The sequence below is a fragment of the Intrasporangium sp. genome (genome assembly GCF_035280925.1).
Taxonomy (GTDB): domain Bacteria; phylum Actinomycetota; class Actinomycetes; order Actinomycetales; family Dermatophilaceae; genus Intrasporangium.
This window is the reverse complement of the sequence record NZ_DATEEY010000015.1, coordinates 1-18,801: the sequence shown is the minus strand read 5'-3', so window position 1 is coordinate 18,801 and position 18,801 is coordinate 1. Positions and strand designations below refer to the sequence as shown.

At 70.3% G+C, this 18,801-nt stretch carries 14 protein-coding genes; 7 read left to right on the top strand and 7 right to left on the bottom strand.

Features of this window, described 5'->3' with window-relative positions; all coding sequences use genetic code 11:
- The first annotated feature begins 23 nt into the window (after positions 1-23).
- On the top strand, positions 24-512 hold the full coding sequence (locus VJN29_RS01555; RefSeq protein WP_324141703.1) for a YbaK/EbsC family protein: 489 nt from the start codon (positions 24-26) through the stop codon (positions 510-512).
- Between the two features lie 85 nt (positions 513-597).
- Here the strand turns inward: VJN29_RS01555 and hutU are convergent, their stop codons facing one another.
- Both hutU and hutH read right to left on the bottom strand, forming a co-directional pair.
- Positions 598-2,253, bottom strand: a complete 1,656-nt coding sequence (hutU, locus tag VJN29_RS01550; protein ID WP_324141702.1) for a urocanate hydratase — start codon at positions 2,251-2,253, stop codon at positions 598-600.
- A gap of 170 nt (positions 2,254-2,423) precedes the next feature.
- Positions 2,424-3,995: a histidine ammonia-lyase gene (gene hutH, locus VJN29_RS01545; protein ID WP_324141701.1), complete on the bottom strand. Its 1,572-nt coding sequence runs from the start codon at positions 3,993-3,995 to the stop codon at positions 2,424-2,426.
- Between the two features lie 91 nt (positions 3,996-4,086).
- On the opposite strand from hutH, the gene VJN29_RS01540 reads away from it, so the two are divergent.
- On the top strand, positions 4,087-4,848 hold the full coding sequence (locus tag VJN29_RS01540; protein ID WP_324141700.1) for an IclR family transcriptional regulator: 762 nt from the start codon (positions 4,087-4,089) through the stop codon (positions 4,846-4,848).
- A 63-nt stretch (positions 4,849-4,911) separates the two neighbouring features.
- A complete protein-coding gene (locus VJN29_RS01535; RefSeq protein ID WP_324141699.1) occupies positions 4,912-5,889 on the top strand; it encodes an NAD(P)H-quinone oxidoreductase in 978 nt (325 codons plus the stop codon).
- 71 nt (positions 5,890-5,960) lie between these two features.
- Here the strand turns inward: VJN29_RS01535 and VJN29_RS01530 are convergent, their stop codons facing one another.
- Positions 5,961-7,427: a PhoX family protein gene (locus tag VJN29_RS01530; protein ID WP_324141698.1), complete on the bottom strand. Its 1,467-nt coding sequence runs from the start codon at positions 7,425-7,427 to the stop codon at positions 5,961-5,963.
- 256 nt (positions 7,428-7,683) lie between these two features.
- Between VJN29_RS01530 and VJN29_RS01525 the strand changes: the two genes are divergently transcribed.
- The 3 genes from VJN29_RS01525 (at position 7,684) to VJN29_RS01515 (ending at position 11,010) form a co-directional block, all read left to right on the top strand.
- Positions 7,684-8,283, top strand: coding sequence for a hypothetical protein (locus VJN29_RS01525; RefSeq protein WP_324141697.1), 600 nt, complete (start codon positions 7,684-7,686; stop codon positions 8,281-8,283).
- Positions 8,284-8,430: 147 nt separating this feature from the next.
- The gene (locus tag VJN29_RS01520; RefSeq protein WP_324141696.1) at positions 8,431-9,069 is read left to right on the top strand and encodes a proteasome activator; all 639 of its coding nucleotides are present in this window, start codon (positions 8,431-8,433) and stop codon (positions 9,067-9,069) included.
- Positions 9,070-9,210: 141 nt separating this feature from the next.
- The gene (locus VJN29_RS01515; protein ID WP_324141695.1) at positions 9,211-11,010 is read left to right on the top strand and encodes a metallophosphoesterase; all 1,800 of its coding nucleotides are present in this window, start codon (positions 9,211-9,213) and stop codon (positions 11,008-11,010) included.
- Here VJN29_RS01515 and VJN29_RS01510 read toward each other — a convergent pair.
- Positions 11,000-12,784: an AMP-binding protein gene (locus tag VJN29_RS01510; protein ID WP_324141694.1), complete on the bottom strand. Its 1,785-nt coding sequence runs from the start codon at positions 12,782-12,784 to the stop codon at positions 11,000-11,002. The genes VJN29_RS01515 and VJN29_RS01510 overlap by 11 nt on opposite strands.
- A gap of 90 nt (positions 12,785-12,874) precedes the next feature.
- On the opposite strand from VJN29_RS01510, the gene VJN29_RS01505 reads away from it, so the two are divergent.
- Positions 12,875-13,282 carry a VOC family protein gene (locus tag VJN29_RS01505; protein WP_324141693.1) on the top strand — a complete coding sequence of 136 codons (408 nt, stop codon included), beginning with the start codon at positions 12,875-12,877 and terminating at the stop codon, positions 13,280-13,282.
- A gap of 19 nt (positions 13,283-13,301) precedes the next feature.
- Here VJN29_RS01505 and hcaB read toward each other — a convergent pair whose 3' ends face one another.
- From hcaB to VJN29_RS01490, 3 genes are all read right to left on the bottom strand, one after another.
- The gene (hcaB, locus tag VJN29_RS01500; protein WP_324141692.1) at positions 13,302-14,108 is read right to left on the bottom strand and encodes a 3-(cis-5,6-dihydroxycyclohexa-1,3-dien-1-yl)propanoate dehydrogenase; all 807 of its coding nucleotides are present in this window, start codon (positions 14,106-14,108) and stop codon (positions 13,302-13,304) included.
- A 17-nt stretch (positions 14,109-14,125) separates the two neighbouring features.
- A complete protein-coding gene (locus VJN29_RS01495; protein WP_324141691.1) occupies positions 14,126-17,371 on the bottom strand; it encodes an adenylate/guanylate cyclase domain-containing protein in 3,246 nt (1,081 codons plus the stop codon).
- 808 nt (positions 17,372-18,179) lie between these two features.
- Complete coding sequence (locus VJN29_RS01490; RefSeq protein ID WP_324141690.1) at positions 18,180-18,758, bottom strand: GNAT family protein; 579 nt, start codon at positions 18,756-18,758, stop codon at positions 18,180-18,182.
- Positions 18,759-18,801 lie beyond the last annotated feature (43 nt).

Genomic DNA, 18,801 nt, shown 5'->3' with positions numbered 1-18,801 from the left:
ACCCTTCAACTTAGGCTGTCTCCATGACGGACGACGAGCGCACCACACCGGCGATCGAGGCCGTGCGTGCCGCCGGTATTGACCACACGGTGACACGCCACGGCCGGGTTCGCTCGCTGGAGGAGGCCGCCGCCGCGCGTGGGATCGAGCCGCGAGACCTCATCAAGACCCTGGTGGTCCGGGTGTCGGAGGGCGAGCACGTCTTCGTCCTCGTGCCCGGCGACCGGATCTTCTCGTGGGCCAAGGTGCGCGCACTGCTCGGGACCAACCGGATCTCGATGCCCGACGCGGCAGAGGCGAAGTCGGTGACCGGGTACGAGCGGGGGACGATCACGCCGTTCGGGTCGACGACGCGCCTGCCGGTCATCGCGGACACCCACCTGCGCGGCCGAAGCATCTCGCTCGGCGGCGGGGACCACGGCGTGGGGCTCACGGTTGCCGGGGACGACGTCATCCGCGAGTTCGAGGCGACGGTCGCCGACATCTCGGACGAGGAGACCCGCCGCGCCTGACCCCGCAACACACCGAGTAGGTCACAACCCACCGGAACCCGGAGCCGGTGTGTCGTGATTTGCTCGGTGTGTTGCCGCAAGGGGGTCAGGACTCCTTCATCGGGACCCGGACCCCGCGCTCCCTCGCCACCTGCTCGGCCCGCTCGTATCCCGCGTCGACGTGCCGGATGACGCCCATGCCGGGGTCGTTCGTCAGGACCCGGGCCAGCTTCTCGGCCGCCAGCGTGGTGCCGTCGGCGACCGACACCTGCCCGGCGTGGATCGAGCGGCCGATGCCGACCCCGCCGCCGTGGTGGATGGACACCCAGGAGGCGCCCGAGGCCGTGTTGACCAGCGCGTTGAGCAGCGGCCAGTCGGCGATCGCGTCGGAGCCGTCGGCCATCGCCTCGGTCTCCCGGTAGGGGCTCGCCACGGAGCCGGCGTCGAGGTGGTCGCGCCCGATGACGACCGGCGCGGAGATCTCCCCGGAGGCCACCAGCTCGTTGAACCGCAGACCGGCCCTGTCCCGCTCGCCGTAGCCGAGCCAGCAGATCCGCGCCGGCAGCCCCTGGAACGCCACCCGCTCCTGCGCGCCGCGGATCCACTTGTGCAGCCGGTCGTTGTCCGGGAAGAGCTCGAGCACGGCCCGGTCGGTCACGGCGATGTCCTTGGCGTCCCCGGAGAGCGCCGCCCAGCGGAACGGGCCCTTGCCCTCGCAGAAGAGCGGCCGGATGTAGGCCGGCACGAAGCCGGGAAACTCGAACGCCCGGTCATACCCGCCCAGACGCGCCTCGTCCCGGATCGAGTTGCCGTAGTCGAAGACCTCGGCACCGCCGTCCTGGAACTCCACCATGGCCTGCACGTGCTTGGCCATGGACGCGCGGGCCCGGTCGGTGAACTCCTCGGGCTTCTTCTCGGCGTACTCGTGCCAGGCCTCGAGCGCCAGGCCCTCGGGCAGGTAGCTCAGCGGGTCATGGGCCGAGGTCTGGTCGGTGACGATGTCGATCGGCACCCCACGGCGCAGCAGCTCGGGGAACACCTCGGCTGCGTTGCCCACCACTCCGACGGACCAGCCTCGACGGTCGTGCTTGGCGGCCATCGCCTTCTCGACCGCGTCCTCGAGGTTGTCGGCGACCTCGTCGAGGTAGCGGTGCTCGACCCGACGGTGCAGCCGCGCGGGGTCGACGTCGACGATGAGGCAGGCGCCGTCGTTCATCGTCACGGCCAGCGGCTGCGCGCCCCCCATCCCGCCACAGCCACCGGTGAGGGTCAGGGTCCCGGCGAGCGTGCCACCGAAGCGCTTCCCCGCGACGGCCGCGAACGTCTCGTAGGTCCCCTGCACGATGCCCTGCGTGCCGATGTAGATCCACGAGCCCGCCGTCATCTGCCCGTACATCGTCAGCCCCAGGTGCTCGAGCCGCCGGAACTCCGGCCAGGTCGCCCAGTCGCCGACGAGGTTCGAGTTGGCGATGAGCACGCGGGGCGCCCACTCGTGCGTCTGCATGACACCGACCGGCCGCCCGCTCTGGACGAGCATCGTCTCGTCCTGCCTCAGCGTGGTCAGGGTGCGCACCATCGCGTCGAAGGACGTCCAGTCGCGCGCCGCGCGGCCCGTGCCGCCGTAGACGACGAGGTCGTCAGGCCGCTCGGCCACCTCCGGGTCGAGGTTGTTCATCAGCATCCGCAGCGGCGCCTCGGTCGCCCACGACTGCGCGGTCAGCTGCGTGCCGCGCGGAGCGCGGACAGGTCGTGCACCTTCCATGTCAGTTCCCTTCTCGTCCAAAGACTTTCAGATGTGTCCGTATGCCGCTGGGCTGGCTTCTCGTCGAGTGTGCAGTTCGCGCCCGTCAAGTCCTCGTCGAGTGTGCAGTTCCCGCCGCACCCCCTCGACCTGCCCTTCGTCGAAAGGGGCGGGAACTGCACACTCGACCATCAGCGGAGCGGGCCGGTGACCGACTCGGCGGCGCTGAGGTAGGAGCGGTCGAGGACGCCGAGATGGGCAGCGCCAAGCGTGTCCGCGACGACGCGGTCGGGCCCAGTGGTCTCGCCGACGAGGTCCTCGAGCGCACGGATCACCGCCTGCGACGCTGGGCCGGGCTCGAGCGGGGACCGCAGCTGGAGCCCCCGGGCGGCGGTGACGAGCTCGATGGCGAGAACCCGGCCGAGCGCGTCAACCGACGTGCGCAGCTTGCGGGCGGCCGACCACCCCATCGAGACGTGGTCCTCCTGCATCGCCGAGCTCGGGATCGAGTCGACCGACGCGGGCGCCGCCAGCCGCTTCATCTCCGACACCATGGCCGCCTGGGTGTACTGCGCGATCATCAGTCCCGAGTCGACGCCGGGGTCGTGCGCGAGGAAGGCCGGCAGGCCCTGGTTGCGCGCCTTGTCGAGGAAGCGGTCGGTCCGCCGCTCCGACATCGAGGCGACGTCGGCCGCCACGATGGCGAGGAAGTCGAGCACGTACGCCACCGGCGCGCCGTGGAAGTTGCCGTTGGACTCGACGCGACCGTCCTTGGTCACGACCGGGTTGTCGATCGCCGACGCGAGCTCGGCGGCCGCCACCCCCGCCGCATGCTCGATCGTGTCGCGCGCACCACCGTGGACCTGGGGCGCGCACCGGAGCGAGTAGGCGTCCTGCACTCGCGTGCAGTCGTCCGTGCGATGGGACTCGCGGATCGGCGAGTCGGCCATGACCGCCCGGATGTTCGCTGCGGAGAGCGCCTGTCCCAGATGCGGCCTCAGCTCGTGCAGGTCCGCCGCGAAGACGTCGTCCGTCCCGAGCAGCCCCTCGACACTCATCGCAGCAGCGACGTCGGCAAGCTTGAGGAGCGAGCGCAGGTCGTCGATGGCGAGCACGAGCATGCCCAGCATGCCGTCCGTGCCGTTGATGAGGGCGAGTCCCTCCTTCTCCCGCAGCTGGACCGGCTCGATCCCCTCCTGTTCGAGCGCGAAGCGGGCATCCGACATCGATCCGGAGGCGTCGAGGACCGTGCCCTCACCCATCACGACGAGAGCGCAGTGCGCGAGCGGGGCGAGGTCACCCGAGCAGCCGAGCGAACCGTACTCGTGCACGAGGGGAGTGATCCCGGAACTCAGCACAGCGGCATACGCCCTCGCTGTCTCCAGGCGCACGCCGGTGCGCCCCGTGGCGAGGGTCGACAAGCGCAGCAGCATGAGCGCCCGCACGACCTCGCGCTCGACCGCGGACCCGGCGCCGGCGGCGTGCGACCGGATGAGGGAGCGTTGGAGCTGCTCACGCAGGTCCACGGGGATGTGCCGCGTGGCGAGTGCACCGAAGCCCGTCGAGACGCCGTAGTGCGGCTTCTCGTCGTCGGCCAGCGCCTCGACGACCTCGCGGCTGCGGCTGATCTCGGCCTCCGCCTCGGGTGACAGCTCGACGGGCGCGTCGTGGCGGGCGACGGCGATGACGTCCTCGAACGACAGCGGGCCGATGCCGACGGTGACGGGCGCCGCGCGTAGGTCCAGGTCCACGGAATGGGTCATGCCACCCATGGAACCGTGACTGCGCTGGCGGGGCACCCCACCGCGGTGCACAATCGTCTCGGATACGAGACATGCCGATGGAAAGGGCGGGATGACCAACGCTCCGGCCGCAGCCAGCGCGCTCGACGTGCTCGAGCACCTGTCCCGCCATGCCGAGCCGGTGCCGGCCGCCTCGATCGCCCGCGACCTGGCACTCCCCCGGTCGTCGGTCTACCACCTGCTCAAGGTGCTCTGCTCACGGGGCTACGTGACGCACTATGTCGAGGAGCGTCGCTACGGGCTGGGTTCCGCCGCCTACGAGCTCGGCTCGGCCTACCAGCGCCAAGCGCCGCTGGCCCGCGTGGCCCGCGCGGCGATCCGCCGTCTGGCCGACCAGTGCGGCCGGAACGCCCACTTCGCCACCCTGGACGGGCGCGACGTCATCTACGTGCTCGAGGAGCGGGCACCGGGCCAGCCGACCCTCGTGACCGACGTCGGGGTGCGGCTCCCCTCCCACCTGACGGCGAGCGGCGTGGCCATGCTCGCCGCGCTGCCGCCGGCGCAGGTCCGCGCCCTGTACCCGGATCGTGGGTCGTTCGCCCAGCGGCACGGCACCGGGCCCGCCTCGCTCAAGGAGCTACGGACCCTGCTCGCCCGGACCCGCGCGGCTGGCCACGCGCGCGAGGACGGGACCGTCACCCCCGACCTGTCATCCGTCGCCGTGGCCGTCGTGGACCGCGCCGACCGCCCGCTCGCTGCCGTCGCGGTGACCTTCCGGTCCGCCGATGCCGACGCTGACCACGTGTCAGAGCTGGTCGCGCGGGTGAGGACCACGGCCGACGACCTCGCACGCCGCCTCAGCCCGAACCGCTGAGCACGACCACCAGGCCGTATGCCGCTGGGCTCGGTGCCGAGGCAGGGCATTACAGTCCTGCGCATGCGCGCCATCACCATCCCCGAGCCGGGCGGGCCCGACGCCCTTGTCCCGGCGGACGTCCCAGCCCCCGAGGCAGGGCCGGACCAGGTCCTCGTCGACGTGGTGGCGGCCGGCGTCAACCGGGCGGATGTCATGCAGCGCCAAGGTTTCTACGACCCACCACCCGGGGGGTCGCCGTATCCGGGGCTCGAGGTCAGCGGCCGCATCGCCGCGCTGGGCGAGGGGGTCGACTCCTTCACGGTCGGCGACGAGGTCTGCGTCCTGCTCGAGGGGGGCGGCTATGCGGAGCAGGTCGCCGCGCCGGCCGGCCAGGTCCTCCCCAAGCCGGCCAACGTCGACCTGGTGGACTCGGCCGGCCTCGCCGAGGTCACGTGCACGGTCTGGTCCAACGTCTTCATGACCGCCAACATCCAGCCCGGCGAGTGGCTCCTCGTCCACGGCGGCGGCTCCGGCATCGGCACGATGGCGATCCAGCTGGCCAAGGCGGTCGGCGCCCACGTCGCGGTCACTGCCGGCAGCCAGGCGAAGCTCGACTTCTGCCGCGAGCTCGGCGCGGAGGTCCTCGTGAACTACACGGAGCAGGACTTCGACGAGGAGCTGCGCGCCGCCAACAACGGCCACGGCGCCGACGTCATCCTCGACAACATCGGCGCGAAGTACCTCGCCAGGAACGTCCACGCCCTGGCCGTCAACGGCCGCCTGGTGACGATCGGCCTCCAGGGCGGTCGCAAGGCCGAGCTCGACCTGGGCAGGCTGATGTCCAAGCGGGGGGCCGTCATCGCCACCACCCTGCGCGCACGGCCCGCCGCCGAGAAGGCCGCCATCGTGGCCGCCGTCCGGGAGCACGTCTGGCCGCTCATCGAAGCCGGTCGGGTCCGCCCCATCATCAACTCCCGCCACCCGCTCGACCGGGCGGCCGACGCGCACCGCGAGATGGAGGCGTCCACCCACATCGGCAAGATCCTCCTCACCAGCTGAACCGGGGACGACACTGGGCTCGCTTCACAGCGGAAGCGAGCCCAGCGGCATACGGCTGAGTCAGTCCGTGATCACACGCCGTGCTTGTGCCACGGGCCCCAGATCGCGAAGGTCATTCCGCGGCTCGCCTGGATGTTGACGTACAGGGTCTCCCCGTTCGGACTGAACGTGGACCCCGCGAACTCGTCTCCGAAGCGGGGGTCCCCAGTCGAGGACCTGAGCCGGTTGAGTGCGATGTCCCAGAGCTGACCACCGCGGTTGAGGCCGCGCAGGTAGTTGTCGCCGGTGCTGTCCTCGCAGACGACGAGGGTCCCTCGCGCGCTGACGGTGATGTTGTCGGGGAAGTCGAAGACCTCCTTGCCCGGCGACTGGTAGATCAGCTCGAGCTTCTCCGACCGGCAGTGGTAGGCCCAGACCTGCCCGAACCCGTTCCCGTAGCCGTTGACGTTGTCCGACGGCGCAGTCTCGGCCGGGCCGCCGCCCTGGGTCGAGGTGAAGTAGACGATGCCGTTGTCGTAGATCGCACCCTCGAGCCGGGAGAAACCCGCCGCTCCCTGGGCGCGGCCCTGGTTCCCGACGTAGGTGAGCGCCTGGTCATTGGTCGTGGGCGCCGTCTGCCCCGCCGTGTAGGGGAAGGTCGGGTCCGGGTCGTCGATGTCGACCCACTCGACGGTGAAGGTGGCCCGCTGCCGCTGAGCGGCCTCCAGGTGGGCATTGGGCATCCGCTTGACGGCGAGCATCTGGAGCGAGCCGTCGTTGTCGAGGTGCCCGGCCTCCATCGGGTGGTGACTCGGCCGGTATCGGTAGAAGCCGGAGGGAAAGCCGAAGTTGTCCTCGGTGAGGTAGAGGTAACCGTCGATCGGGTCGAGCGCCACCGCCTCGTGCGGGAAGCGTCCGGCACGCGTGATGGGTTCGCCGGAAGCGCGCCCCGTCGTGGGCACCTCGAAGACGTAGCCGTGCGGCCTGGTCAACGGGATGTTGGAGGCGCCGGTGAAGTCGGGCCCCACGTCCGGGCCGTTGACCGTCTCCTCACAGGTGATCCAGGCTCCCCACGGCATCGGGCCCCCGGAGCAGTTCATCATCGTGCCGTTGATGCCGGTATGGGCGGAGTCGACCTCCCCGTCGTGGGACACGTTGACCACGGTGCAACCGCCTTGGGCCATCGGGTCATAGGTCCAGTCACCGGTCGGGCCAAAGGCCGGGCCCGGGTTGTTGACCTCGTGGTTGCGCACGAGTGTGACGAGCCCGTCGGGCCCGTCGAAGGCCGCCATGCCGTCGTGGCGGCCGGGCAGGTTCGTCCCGTCGTCGAGGACGACCGGTGACTCGGTGTCGTGGAACGACCGGTACCTGAACCCTTCGGGCAGGTGGAGGCGAACCCGCCCGTCCCGCAGGTCCGGGATCGGGCGGAGGTTGCGGAAGGCCGGCGAGCCAAGGGCGTTGGCGGGTCCCGCCACGAGCCCCTGGAACGGGCCGCCGAGGGCGGCCGCCCCGGCAACGGCTGCGCTGCCCTTGAGCATGGTGCGTCTGTCGATGGCCACGGTGGTTCTCCTCCTGGTCAGTGAACTGTTGGCCCCCGAGTGTCGTGTAGGTGATCCGGCTCACACTAGGGCCAGCGGTCGCAGGTGTGAACCGATGCGGCCGGAATGATCACTCGCCCGGAGAACCTGCCCGGTTTCCACGTTTTCGGCCCGGTGACGTGCCAGAGCGCACGGCGTAACGTCGACACGTGGACCACTTCGACCTGAAGCGGCCCTCCCAACTCACACAGCGGGAGGTCAAGAGGTGTTCATTCAGGTGATTCAGGGCCAGGGCAACGACGCGGACCAGCTGCACCGTCGCATGGACCTGTGGCGTGAGGAGCTCGAGCCGGGCGCGGTGGGCTTCCTCGGAGGCACGTACGGGCTGACCGACGACAACGAGTTCATCGGCGTCGTCCGCTTCGACTCGAAGGAGTCGGCGATGCGCAACAGCAACCGGCCCGAGCAGGGCGCCTGGTGGTCGGAGACCGAGCAGTACTTCGACGGCCCGGTGACCTTCCACGACTGCGACGACGTGCAGCTGATGCTCGACGGTGGGTCGGACGACGCCGGCTTCGTCCAGGTCATCCAGGGTCGCATCAGTGACCCCGAGAAGTTCCGCATGATGATGGACCAGCCGATGGACATGATGCACCGCGAGCGTCCCGACATCATCGGCGGCACCATCGCGGTCGACGAGGACGGCTTCTTCACCCAGACGATCGCATTCCGTACAGAGGCCGAGGCCCGCGCGGGCGAGAAGAAGGAGATGCCCCAGGAGATGCAGGACCAGATGGCCGGCATGGACGACGCCATGACGGACATCTCGTACCACGACCTGCACCACCCCTGGTTCGCCACCGCGGGCAAGCGCTGACTCGAGGCTGGTGCGCCCCTGCACATCCTGCGTGCGCAATGCCCTCCCCTGACCGCACGCAGGATGTGCAGGCCCCCGTCCGGCCCGGGCTCGATTGATGATCTCCCCACGGGCCCCGCCGTCGACCGGTGGGGCAGGATGGGGACCATGAGTGACAACGCCAGCCAGCCAGTGCCCGGGCAGGACCCCACCGGCGAACAGCAGCGGGAGGACCAGCGCATCGTCGTGCTCACCCCCGATGGCATGGGCGTGGCCGATGCGCCCCGCAGCACGTCGGAGGGCGGCGCGGGCGGCGGCTCCGGTGACGGCGAGCGCGAGCGCAGGAACCCTGCGGACCTCGTCGAGGAGCCGGCGAAGGTCATGCGGATCGGGTCGATGATCAAGCAGCTGCTCGAGGAGGTCCGGAGCGCACCGCTCGACCCTGCCGGCCGCCGCCGCCTCGCCGATATCCACCACCAGTCGCTCGAGGAGCTCAAGGACGGGCTCTCCCCCGAGCTCGTCGAGGAGCTCGAGCGGATCGCGCAGCCGTTCCGCGAGGAGTCGCCGAGCGACGCCGAGCTCCGCATCGCCCAGGCCGCCCTGGTCGGCTGGCTCGAGGGCCTGTTCCACGGGATCCAGACCGCCCTCGTCGCCCAGCAGATGGCCGCGCAACAGCAGCTCCAGCAGATGCGGGCGCTGCCGGGCCCGGGCGCGTCCTACGGCTCGCCACCCGGGGCCGGCCACGGCCACCTGCATGGGCCCGACACCACCGGTCGCGAACCGGGTCCCACCGGCCAGTACCTGTGACCAACCGCGCGTGAGCGCGGGGCGAGCTCAACGGCATACGGCCGAATACCACGATGTCGTATGCCGCTGGGCTCGGTTCCCCGCTCACGCGGGGCGGGAGCGTGGCGAGGTCTCCAGCGGTCCGTGCATAGGGTGGACGCGATGCGACTGAGGACGGATCACCCCGGCTGGGCCCGGGCGGGCCTGGTGGCCCGCTGGGTCGCCATCGTCGTGGCCTGCTACCTCGGCGGTGTGGCCGCGACGAACCTGTCGCCGACCACGGTGGAGACCTCCAACTTCCGCGCGACGTTGCGCCTCGACCCGGTGCCGCGACACACGCCGGTGCTGCACAGCCCGACCATCGTCGGCGACGTTGACCTCGCGTTCCTGTCGCCCGCCCTCGCCCCGGGGCTCGACGTCGCCGTCTCCGTGCGGGAGGAGGTCACCGACCTCCTCAGTGGAGGCCCGGTGAGCGTGCGCTCACTGCAGCCCACGGACGCGGAGATCTCGGCAGCGATCCGGGAGGCCGCCGTGGGGGTGGGCTGGCGTTTCGGCCTGGGGGCGCTCATCGTTGCGGTGGGCCTGTCGGTCGCCGTGCACTACGCCCGGCGGCGGCGCCCCGAGCGGATGCACCTCGTCCTCGTGGCCGGGGCTCTCGTCCTCGTCTCCGGCGGCACGGCGCTGAGCACGGCCCTCACCTATCAACCGGACCGCTTCGCAGCCTTCACCACGACGGGCCTGCTCGGCACGGTCCAGCGCAACGCGGGGCTCCTGGCCGACGTGGAGACCCGCGCCGAGCAGGCCACGCCGTACCTGCGCAACCTGCTCGCGCTCTCGCAGGCGCTGCAGGAGAAGTTCGTCCCCACGGACCTGACCCAGCCGACCGTGTCGGCCCGCTTCCTGCTCGTCTCGGACATCCACGGCGCCAACCAGTACGCCCTGATGCGCACCATCATCGAGGAGGAGGGCGTCGACGCCGTCATCGACACGGGCGACATCATCAACTTCGGCCGGGTGCAGGAGGGCGAGGCGGGGGGCATCTTCCGCGGAATCGAGTCGCTCGGAGTCCCCTACATCTTCACCAGCGGCAACCACGACCAGTCGGCACCGGCCGACCGGGCGCTGCTGCGCCGGATGGCGGCGGTGCCCAACGTCGTGCTGCTCCAGGACCCCGAGGGCGTGCACCGGGAGCTGTCGTTCCATGGCCTGCGCATCACGGGGTTCAACGACCCGCGGTACTTCGGTGACGACAACCAGGACCCCGCGGGCAAGCAGGCACCGGCAGTCGATGCGTTCAACCTGGCGATGGAGGACGAGCCGGAGAGCGACATCGTGGTCACCCACGAGCCCTATGCAGCCACCGAGGTCGACCGCGGTCGGGTCGTCATCAACGGGCACATCCACACGCCGACCATCGACGGGTCCCGGATCCAGGTCGGGACCTTCACCGGCGGCGGCGTCGTGTCGCACTTCATCGCCACCGAGGACGAGGAGCTGAGGGGCCAGCCGTACGCCTTCGACCTGGCCAGCTTCGGCCCGCGATGCGCGCTCACCCAGCTGACCCGCTACACGTACCGCAACCTCATCGAGGGCCGACCGCTCTACGACAACATCCAGGTCATCAACGGCGCGATCATCGACCCGCGCGGGGCCCAGGAGACGAGGGACGCCGAGGCAGCCGCGCCGCCCGAACCCGCTGCGCCCGCTGAGCCAGCGGATCCCGGCGCGCCCGCCGGGCCCGGCCAAGAGGGTGAGCAGCCGCGCTCGTGCAGCCAGTTCAGGGAGACGACGATCCGGGAGATCGCCACCGCGACGCCCGACGACAACAGCACCTCGACCCCCGCCACCGTCAGGACGTCGACCCTGACACCGTCGCCGTCGCCATCGCCGTCGCCGTCGTCGTCGCCGTCGTCGGCGTCGCAGTCGGCCTCGCCGTCGCCCAGCGCGACGGTCACCCCCTGAGGTCAGGGAACTGGTCGTCGCGCCACTCGAGGTCCGGCTGCGCGGCACCGGACGCGTCGAGCTCCTCCTCCCGACCGCGCAGCTCGACCCGTCGGATCTTGCCCGAGATCGTCTTCGGCAGCTCGTAGAACTCGATGCGCCGGACCCGCTGCCAGGGCGCCAGCTTTTCCCGGCAGTGCGCAAGGATCGACCGGGCCACGTCCGCGCTCGGCTCGTAGCCGGCGACGAGGGCGACGTACGCCTTGGGCACTGCCAGCCGCACCGGGTCCGGCGACGGCACGACCGCAGCCTCGGCCACGGCGACGTGCTCGATGAGGACCGACTCGAGCTCGAACGGGCTGATCTTGTAGTCACTGGCCTTGAACACGTCGTCGGTCCGGCCGACATAGGTGATGTAGCCGTCGGCATCGACCGACGCGACGTCGCCGGTGTGGTACCAGCCGCCCGCCATCGCGGCGGCATGGCGCTCCGGATCACCCTGGTAGCCGGTCATCAGCGGCACCGGCCGCTGCGACAGGTCGAGGCAGATCTCGCCCTCCACCTTGCCGCCCGCGTCACGCTGGTTGGCGATCGCGTTGGTGAGCGGGTCGACGATGGCCACGGGCACGCCGGGCAATGGCCTGCCCATCGAGCCGGGCTTGATCCGCGCGCCCGGTGTGTTCCCGATGGCAGCGGTCATCTCGGTCTGGCCGTAGCCGTCACGGATGGTCATACCCCACGCCTTCTCGACCTGGGCGATCACCTCGGGGTTGAGCGGCTCGCCGGCGCCGAGCAGCTCGCGGAGCGCACCGGGGCCGCCCGACAGGTCGGCGTTGATGAGCATCCGCCACACCGTTGGCGGTGCGCACAGCGAGGTCACCTCGTGGGTGCGCAGGACGCGGAGCAGGGCCGCCGGGTCGAAGCGGGTGTAGTTGTAGAGGAAGATCGTCGCCTCGGCGATCCACGGGGCGAAGAAGCACGACCACGCGTGCTTGGCCCATCCCGGGCTCGAGATGTTGAGGTGGACGTCCCCGGGGCGCAGGCCGATCCAGTACATCGTCGACAGGTGCCCGACCGGGTACGAGACCTGGGTGTGCTCCACGAGCTTGGGCTTGCTCGTGGTGCCGGACGTGAAGTAGAGGAGCAGCCGGTCGTCAGGCACCGTTCCCGGGTGCTCGGCCGGCTCCGCATCGATGGCGTATGCCGCTGAGTACCCTTCCCAGCCCGCCGGACCTTCCGTCCCGGCTGGGTCGGCCGTCCCGGCCGGGTCGACGCCGACGGCGATGCGCAGGTAGTCGCCTGGGACGTCGTCGAACTTGTGCACCTCGGAGGCGTTGGTGACCACGGCTCGTGCCTCGCCCCGCTCCATCCGGTCGACAAGATCCCCGGGGCCGACCGCCACCGTCGTCGGCATGATGACGGCGCCGATCTTCATGACGCCGAGCATCGCCTCCCACAGCTCGACCTGGTTGCCGAGCATGAGGATGACGGAGTCACCCTTGCGGACGCCGAGCCGGCTCAGGTATGCCGCGACCTGGTCGGAGCGGCGGGCCATCTCGTCGAAGGTCACCGTCCGGACCGACTCGTCCTGCTCGACGATGGTCAGGGCAGGCCTGTTGTTGCCACGCGCGATGGCGTCGAACCAGTCGATGGCCCAGTTCCAGCGGTCGCCCCCGTCGGGGAAGCTGAACTCGGCGACGGCCCGGTCGTGGTCCTCCCGAAGGTCCACGAGGAGATCCCTCGCGGCCCGGAAACGGTCGGTCACGGACGCGTCGGCAGCGGCACTCGATGTCATGGTCCGACTCTGCCGGACCCTGCCGACCCTGTCACGGGCGGGGCGGAAACCTCATCGACTCCGGCGGCCCGGTCGTACAGGCTGTCCTCCATGACCTCGCGCGTCTCGCACACGTCGATCGACTGCCGCAACGCCTACGAGCTGTCCGAGTGGTGGAAGCAGGTGCTCGGCTATGAGGACATCCCCGACGATCCCAACGAGCCCGGCCACGAGGAGTGCATGATCCACTCCACGACCGACGGCCACCGCGTCCTGTTCATCGAGGTTCCCGAGCCGAAGTCGGTCAAGAACCGCATCCACTTCGACCTGCGCTCCACCGACCTGACCCAGGACGAGGAGTACGAGAGGCTGCTCGGCCTGGGCGCGAGCCTCGTCGCGGATCGCCGCGGCCTCTACGGTCCGGGCACCGGGTGGTACGTGATGGCCGATCCAGAGGGCAACGAGTTCTGCATCCTCAAGAGCGACGCCGAGCGCGCCGCGTCACTGGCCGGGCAGTGAGCCTGTCGCGACTCGCTCGTCACTGGCCGGGAGGCGGTCCCATGCCCCGCACGGAGAAGCCGCCGTCGCACTCGACGACGACGCCGGTCGTGGCGGCCGCATTGGCTCGCGAGGCGAGCTGGACGAAATGACCGGTGTAGTCGGACGGCTCGGGCAGGAACTGCATGGGCAGCACGGCACGCGCCAGCTCGTCGAGATCCGGCATCGAGCCCAAGGTGCGGTCCGCCAGCCCCAGGGCCCGAGGGCCCCGAATGTCAGTGCGCATGAAGCCCGGCGCGACGCCGTTGACGCGAACGTTCGGCGCGAGTTCGAAGGCCAGCTGCTCGACCAGGCCGACGACCGCATGCTTCGATGCGGTGTACACGGCACCGCCGACGCCGGCGTTCCGGGACGCCACCGAGGCGGTCAGCACGACACTGCCGGCGGACTCGATGAGGGCGTCGACTGCGGCCTTGACGCCCAGCAGGTAGCCCTTGACGTTGACCGCGAACAGTTCGTCGAAGCCGCGGCTCAGCGCCTCCATGGGTGTGTCGACCAGGCGCGCTCCGTAGTCGAACAGGCCCGCGTTGCCGACAAACGTGTCGAGGCGTCCAAAGACCGACAAGGCCCGGGCCACCGCCTTCTCGTTGTCCGCAGGAACGGTGACATCGCCCGCGATGCCCGCCACCTGGCCGGGGTACCTGGACTCGACGCTCCTCACCCGGTCAGCGTCACGGTCGAGTGCGAGCACTCGGGCGCCCTCGGCGACGAAGCGGTCCACCAACGCCAACCCGAGTCCCGAGCCCGCGCCCGAGATGAGTGCCACGTCGCCCTCCAGCCAGCCCATGCAGTCCTCCTTGGTTGTCAGTCGGCCCGCGCCGAGCTTGAGCGCTCGATCTCGGCCAGAGCACGAAGCGCGCCATCCACCGCCATCGCTTCAGCCTGGGCCCCTTCCTCCTCCACGACCCGCTGGCGCCCGTCCAGGAGCGCGCGGACCGCCGCGAGGTCACCAGTCTGACGCGGCGTCGCCACTGCGGTGCAGGAGCCGCGAATGCCCTCGGCCTCTGACAAGAGGGCCTCGGCGGTGGACGGGTCCACGCCGGCGATGACGGCCGCCGCGCCGACGAGCGATTCCGCCACGCTGAGCCGATCCCCCATGCTGTGGCGCAGCCCCAGTGCCTGTCGATGCAGCCTGGCAGCCTCCGGTGCATCGCCCGCGGCGAGGCTCACGCGCGCCAGACCCCACCTGCTGTTCGCCAGGTGACGCGGTGCGGCGGTGGCAGCGTTTCCGACACCGACCCGGAACTGGATGTCGGCCTCATTCAGGTCACCACGCTCCAGAGCCACCACACCAAGGACCCACTGCGGGAAGGTCGTGCGCATCGGGTATCCCAGGGCCCCGAGGGCGAGGGCGGATTCCGCCAGCTGTGCCGCGGCGCTGTGGTCTCGCTGCTCGAGGGCAGCGTGGGCCTGGGTGCACCTGACACCCGCGGTCTCGGCGGGGGCACCCAAGCCCTCGGCCACGCTGAGCGCGTGCTGCAGCTCCGCGTCCGCGTCCGCGAATCGGCCCCGTCGCAGCGAGGACTCGGCCATGAGCCGCAGGGCGCTGGTCATCGCCCTCCGGTTACCGAGATCCTCCGCCACCTCGAGCGCCGCACCGGCCAACCGCGCTGCTGTGGGCAGGTCACCGGTGAGCAGGGAGACCCAGCCCAGCTCGCAGAGCAGCAAGGCACGCGCAGAGACGTCACCGATGGCCGAGGCGATGCGGAGCGCCTCCCCGTAGAGATCCATCGCGTAGTCGTACCGGCCGAGCCAGAGGTCCATCTCGGCCCTCGAGCCGAGGAGCAGTCTGAGCAGCTGGTCATCCTGGACACGCTCGGCAGAGCGAATCGCGTGGTCGATCAGCTCGGCCGCCGCCGTCTGGTCACCGCGGGCGCCCGCGGCGATCGCGAGACTGCGGAGGATGCCTGCAGCAACGCGCTCGTCGCCCGCCCTGTCGGCGTGCGTCAGGGCGTCCCGCCAGTGCGTCTCGGCCCTCTCGAGGTCGGAGCGACGAAAGGCGACATAGCCAAGGCCGGAACGGGACCGGGCGAGCGTGATCTCGTCGTCGCTGCCGGCCGCGATCTCGGCCGCCTGCAGGAAGCACTGCTCGGCGTCGACCGTCTCGCCGCGCAGGATCAGCAAGTTCCCCAACGCAGTCAACGCCCGCCCACGCAGGGCCTCGGCCCCCGGCACGCCAAGCGCCTGGCGCAGGTGGGTGACACCAGCGCTCCAGTCTCCGTGCGATACCCAGAACGGCTCCATCGCGACGGCCATACGCAGCGAGCGGTCACTGTCACCGGCGCTCACGCCGCTGGCGAGAGCCAGACGGATGTTGTCGAGATCCGCCAGCAAGTCGGCCCGCGCCTCGGTGTGACCGCGCAGGCCGAGCTGGCTCCCGAGCGTCTCAGCGCGCCGGGCAAACCACTCACGGTGACGGGCGGCCAAGTCGTCGGACTCGTGTGAAGCGGCCAGCTCCATACTCGCGAGCTCGTGGACCGAGTCCAACATGACCCAGCCATCCACGTCCTCTCGGTAGGACAGCAGGGAGCTGCGGCGCAGCCGCCGCAGGAGCTGCGGGACGACTGCCTCACTCAGCGGCGGCGTCCCGCAGACAGCCTGTGCGGCGACGATCGTGCCGCTCCGGGCGAAGACTGCCAGCCTGCCGAAGAGGAGGCGCTCGTCCGGGGGGAGCAGGTCGAGGCTCCATCCGAGCGCCGCCCGGAGCGTCTGGTGACGAGCCGGCGCCGTACGGCGGCCATGCGTGAGGAGCGAGAACCGATCGGACAACCCGCGCAGGACTCCGGAGAGCGAGTTGTCAGCAAGTGCGGCCGCGGCCAGCTCGATGGCAAGAGGTATGCCATCGAGCTGCCAGACGATCTGGGCCACGATGGCCGCGTTGTCATCGTCAATGCGAAAGCCGTTACGCACCAATGCTGCTCGCTGCTCGAACAGCCGGATGGAGGCCTCCCCCGCTACATCTGCCTCACCGGCGATCGCTGTCGGGTCCGGCACCGGCAGGGGATCCAGCTGCCAGGCGACCTCTCCCTCGATGCCGAGGGGTTCCCGGCTGGTGGCGAGCACCGCGAGCTGGGGACAGCGCTGCGTCAGCACTTCGGTGAAGCCCGCGGCTGCATCGAGCACCTGCTCGCAGTTGTCGAGAATGAGCATGGCTGACTTGGCCGAGAGGTCGTCCAGCAGGACGTCCTCAAGACTGCGTCCAGGCACCTCTGTGATGTGCTGCACGGCGGCCACCGCACTCACAACGGCTTGCCGATCTGTGGCTGAGGCCAGTTCAACCAGCCACGCACCGTCATCAAACTCGTCCATCACGTCGAAGGCGACCTGAACCGCCAAACGTGTCTTGCCGACACCTCCCAGACCGACGACGGTCACCACTCGCGCCTGACGCATGTATTCGGCCAGTTCGCGGCGCTCGTCGGAACGCCCGAAGAATGCCGCTTTGTGGAACGGGAGGTTGTGGCGTGTGACGCCGTGGGCCCGCAGCGGTGGGAACTCCGTGGGCAGTTCAGCGTGACGCACCTGGAAGAGGCGGGCAGGTTCTACGAACCCGCGCAGCTGGAACATTCCCAGCGGGGCGAGGGCGACGTCCGCGGGAAGGTCTGCCGTCACCGCTCTCTCCGTCGCCTCCGACAGAACGATCTGGCCGCCGTGTGCCGCGGCACAGATCCGAGCCGCCTGGTGCAGCCCGAGCGACACGTAGTTGTCACCCGTCGGTGCGGCGTGAGCCGTGTGCACGCCCATCCTGACGCGGATCTGTGCACCGGGTGGCCAGTCGTGCGCCTGCAGGGCGAGCTGACCGGCCACACAGCCGCGAACCGCCTGCCCAGCGTCGTCGAAGGCCAGCACGAGCGCATCTCCCTCGGTGTTGATCTCGGCACCTCGATGAGCCGTGAAGGCCGCTCTCAGGAGGGCGTTGTGCGTAGCAAGGAGGCCGACATAGTCATCGCCCAGCTCGCGGAAGATCCGGGTCGAGGACTCGATGTCCGTCATCACGAACGTGACGATCCCGGCGGGCAACCGACGTGGCGCTTCAGCTGCCTTGTCCATGGGCCAGTCAGCGCCTCCCGCCGGCTTCTCGCATGCACGAACCTCGTCAGACGACGGTGCGGTTGCCCCACGATAAGGCGTCGATGGCGGCGCCGTCCGGGGTTCCGGCGCACTCCAGCAGGCACGGCACATGCCGCGGCGCCGGGACATACAGGAACCGACGGGACCGACCGCGGTGAACAGTTGCCTGTGTACCCACGCGTCGCGGCACTGGGCACCGGGGTCCAGGTCAGTCGTGCTCGGGGGTGCAACACGAAGAAGCCGAGGTCGCGACCGCCCGCTCCTCATGCGCCGTGTATCCGCGGTACCAGCCCAAGCCCGCCTCGCGCACACGGTCCTCCTCGACGCCGTGCACCTGCTCCGCTTGCATCCGGTGCGCGACCCCGTCCACCTGGAGCGAGGTGACGGGGTGGGCGCGAAGGTGGAAGAGCCCGCCGGTTGCCGCCTCGACCCGTAGTTCGACGCGATGACCGCCCAGCCGCTCTCGAGCGTGGTGACCAGTAGGGGCACGGTGGGCGGTTTCCCGGAGCGGGCACCGGTCGTCGTGAGCAGGCCCCCGGGCGCCGCGGCCAGCCACTGGCTTGGCGGGACGCAACCGGGTGCGACGCTGTAAGCGAGCCGGTCGATCCGGTGCAGGGCCCGCTGCGGCTCCCGGGTTGCTGACTTTGGACGTGACCCGGCGGGTGGCCGGCCATCGCTCTCCAGCCCCACCCGAGCGTCCATCGCCCTCCGCGAGAGCCGCCCCACGCGGTTTCCGCCACCTGGTCGGACCATCGAACGACGGAGCGGATGGCGGCACGTCCGGACCTCAGGTGTGGGCGGTCTCTCCGTTCCGCGCAGCCCACTCGTCGTCCAGGAGCGCGTATCCCACCTCGTCCAGCCATCCGCGCTCCCGGTGCCACAGCGCCTTGAGGGCGTGGCGCTCCCGACGCATGCCGGCGCGTTCAAGCACACCTACGGACGCCAGGTTGTCGGCATTCGCCGCGGCTGTGACTCGACGCAGATGGAGCCCGTCGAACGCCGCACGTAGGAGCGCGCGGGCAGTCACCGTCCCGATTCCCTGCCCGGCGGCCCTCGGATCCACGATGTAGCCGATGACACCCTCCGTGCCGGTGGGGTGACCGGGCTGGCCGGCACCATCCACGATCTCGAGGAAACCCATCGCCACGACCTGGCCGTCACGTTCGACGACACAGGAGTAGTCCGTCGGACTGCTCGGCACGGCGAGCCATTCACGATGCAAGTCGTCGGGATCGACGTAGGTGCGCACCATGAAATGGTTGACCCCAGGGTCGTTCCGGAAGGAGACCAGCGCATCAAGATCGGATTCCACGGCCTCGCGGAACAGCAGACCGTCCAGCACCATCGGCCAAGGACTCTCCTTCATGACCCGGAGGGTCCCAGCCCCCGATCTGCTCGGCAATCGGTTT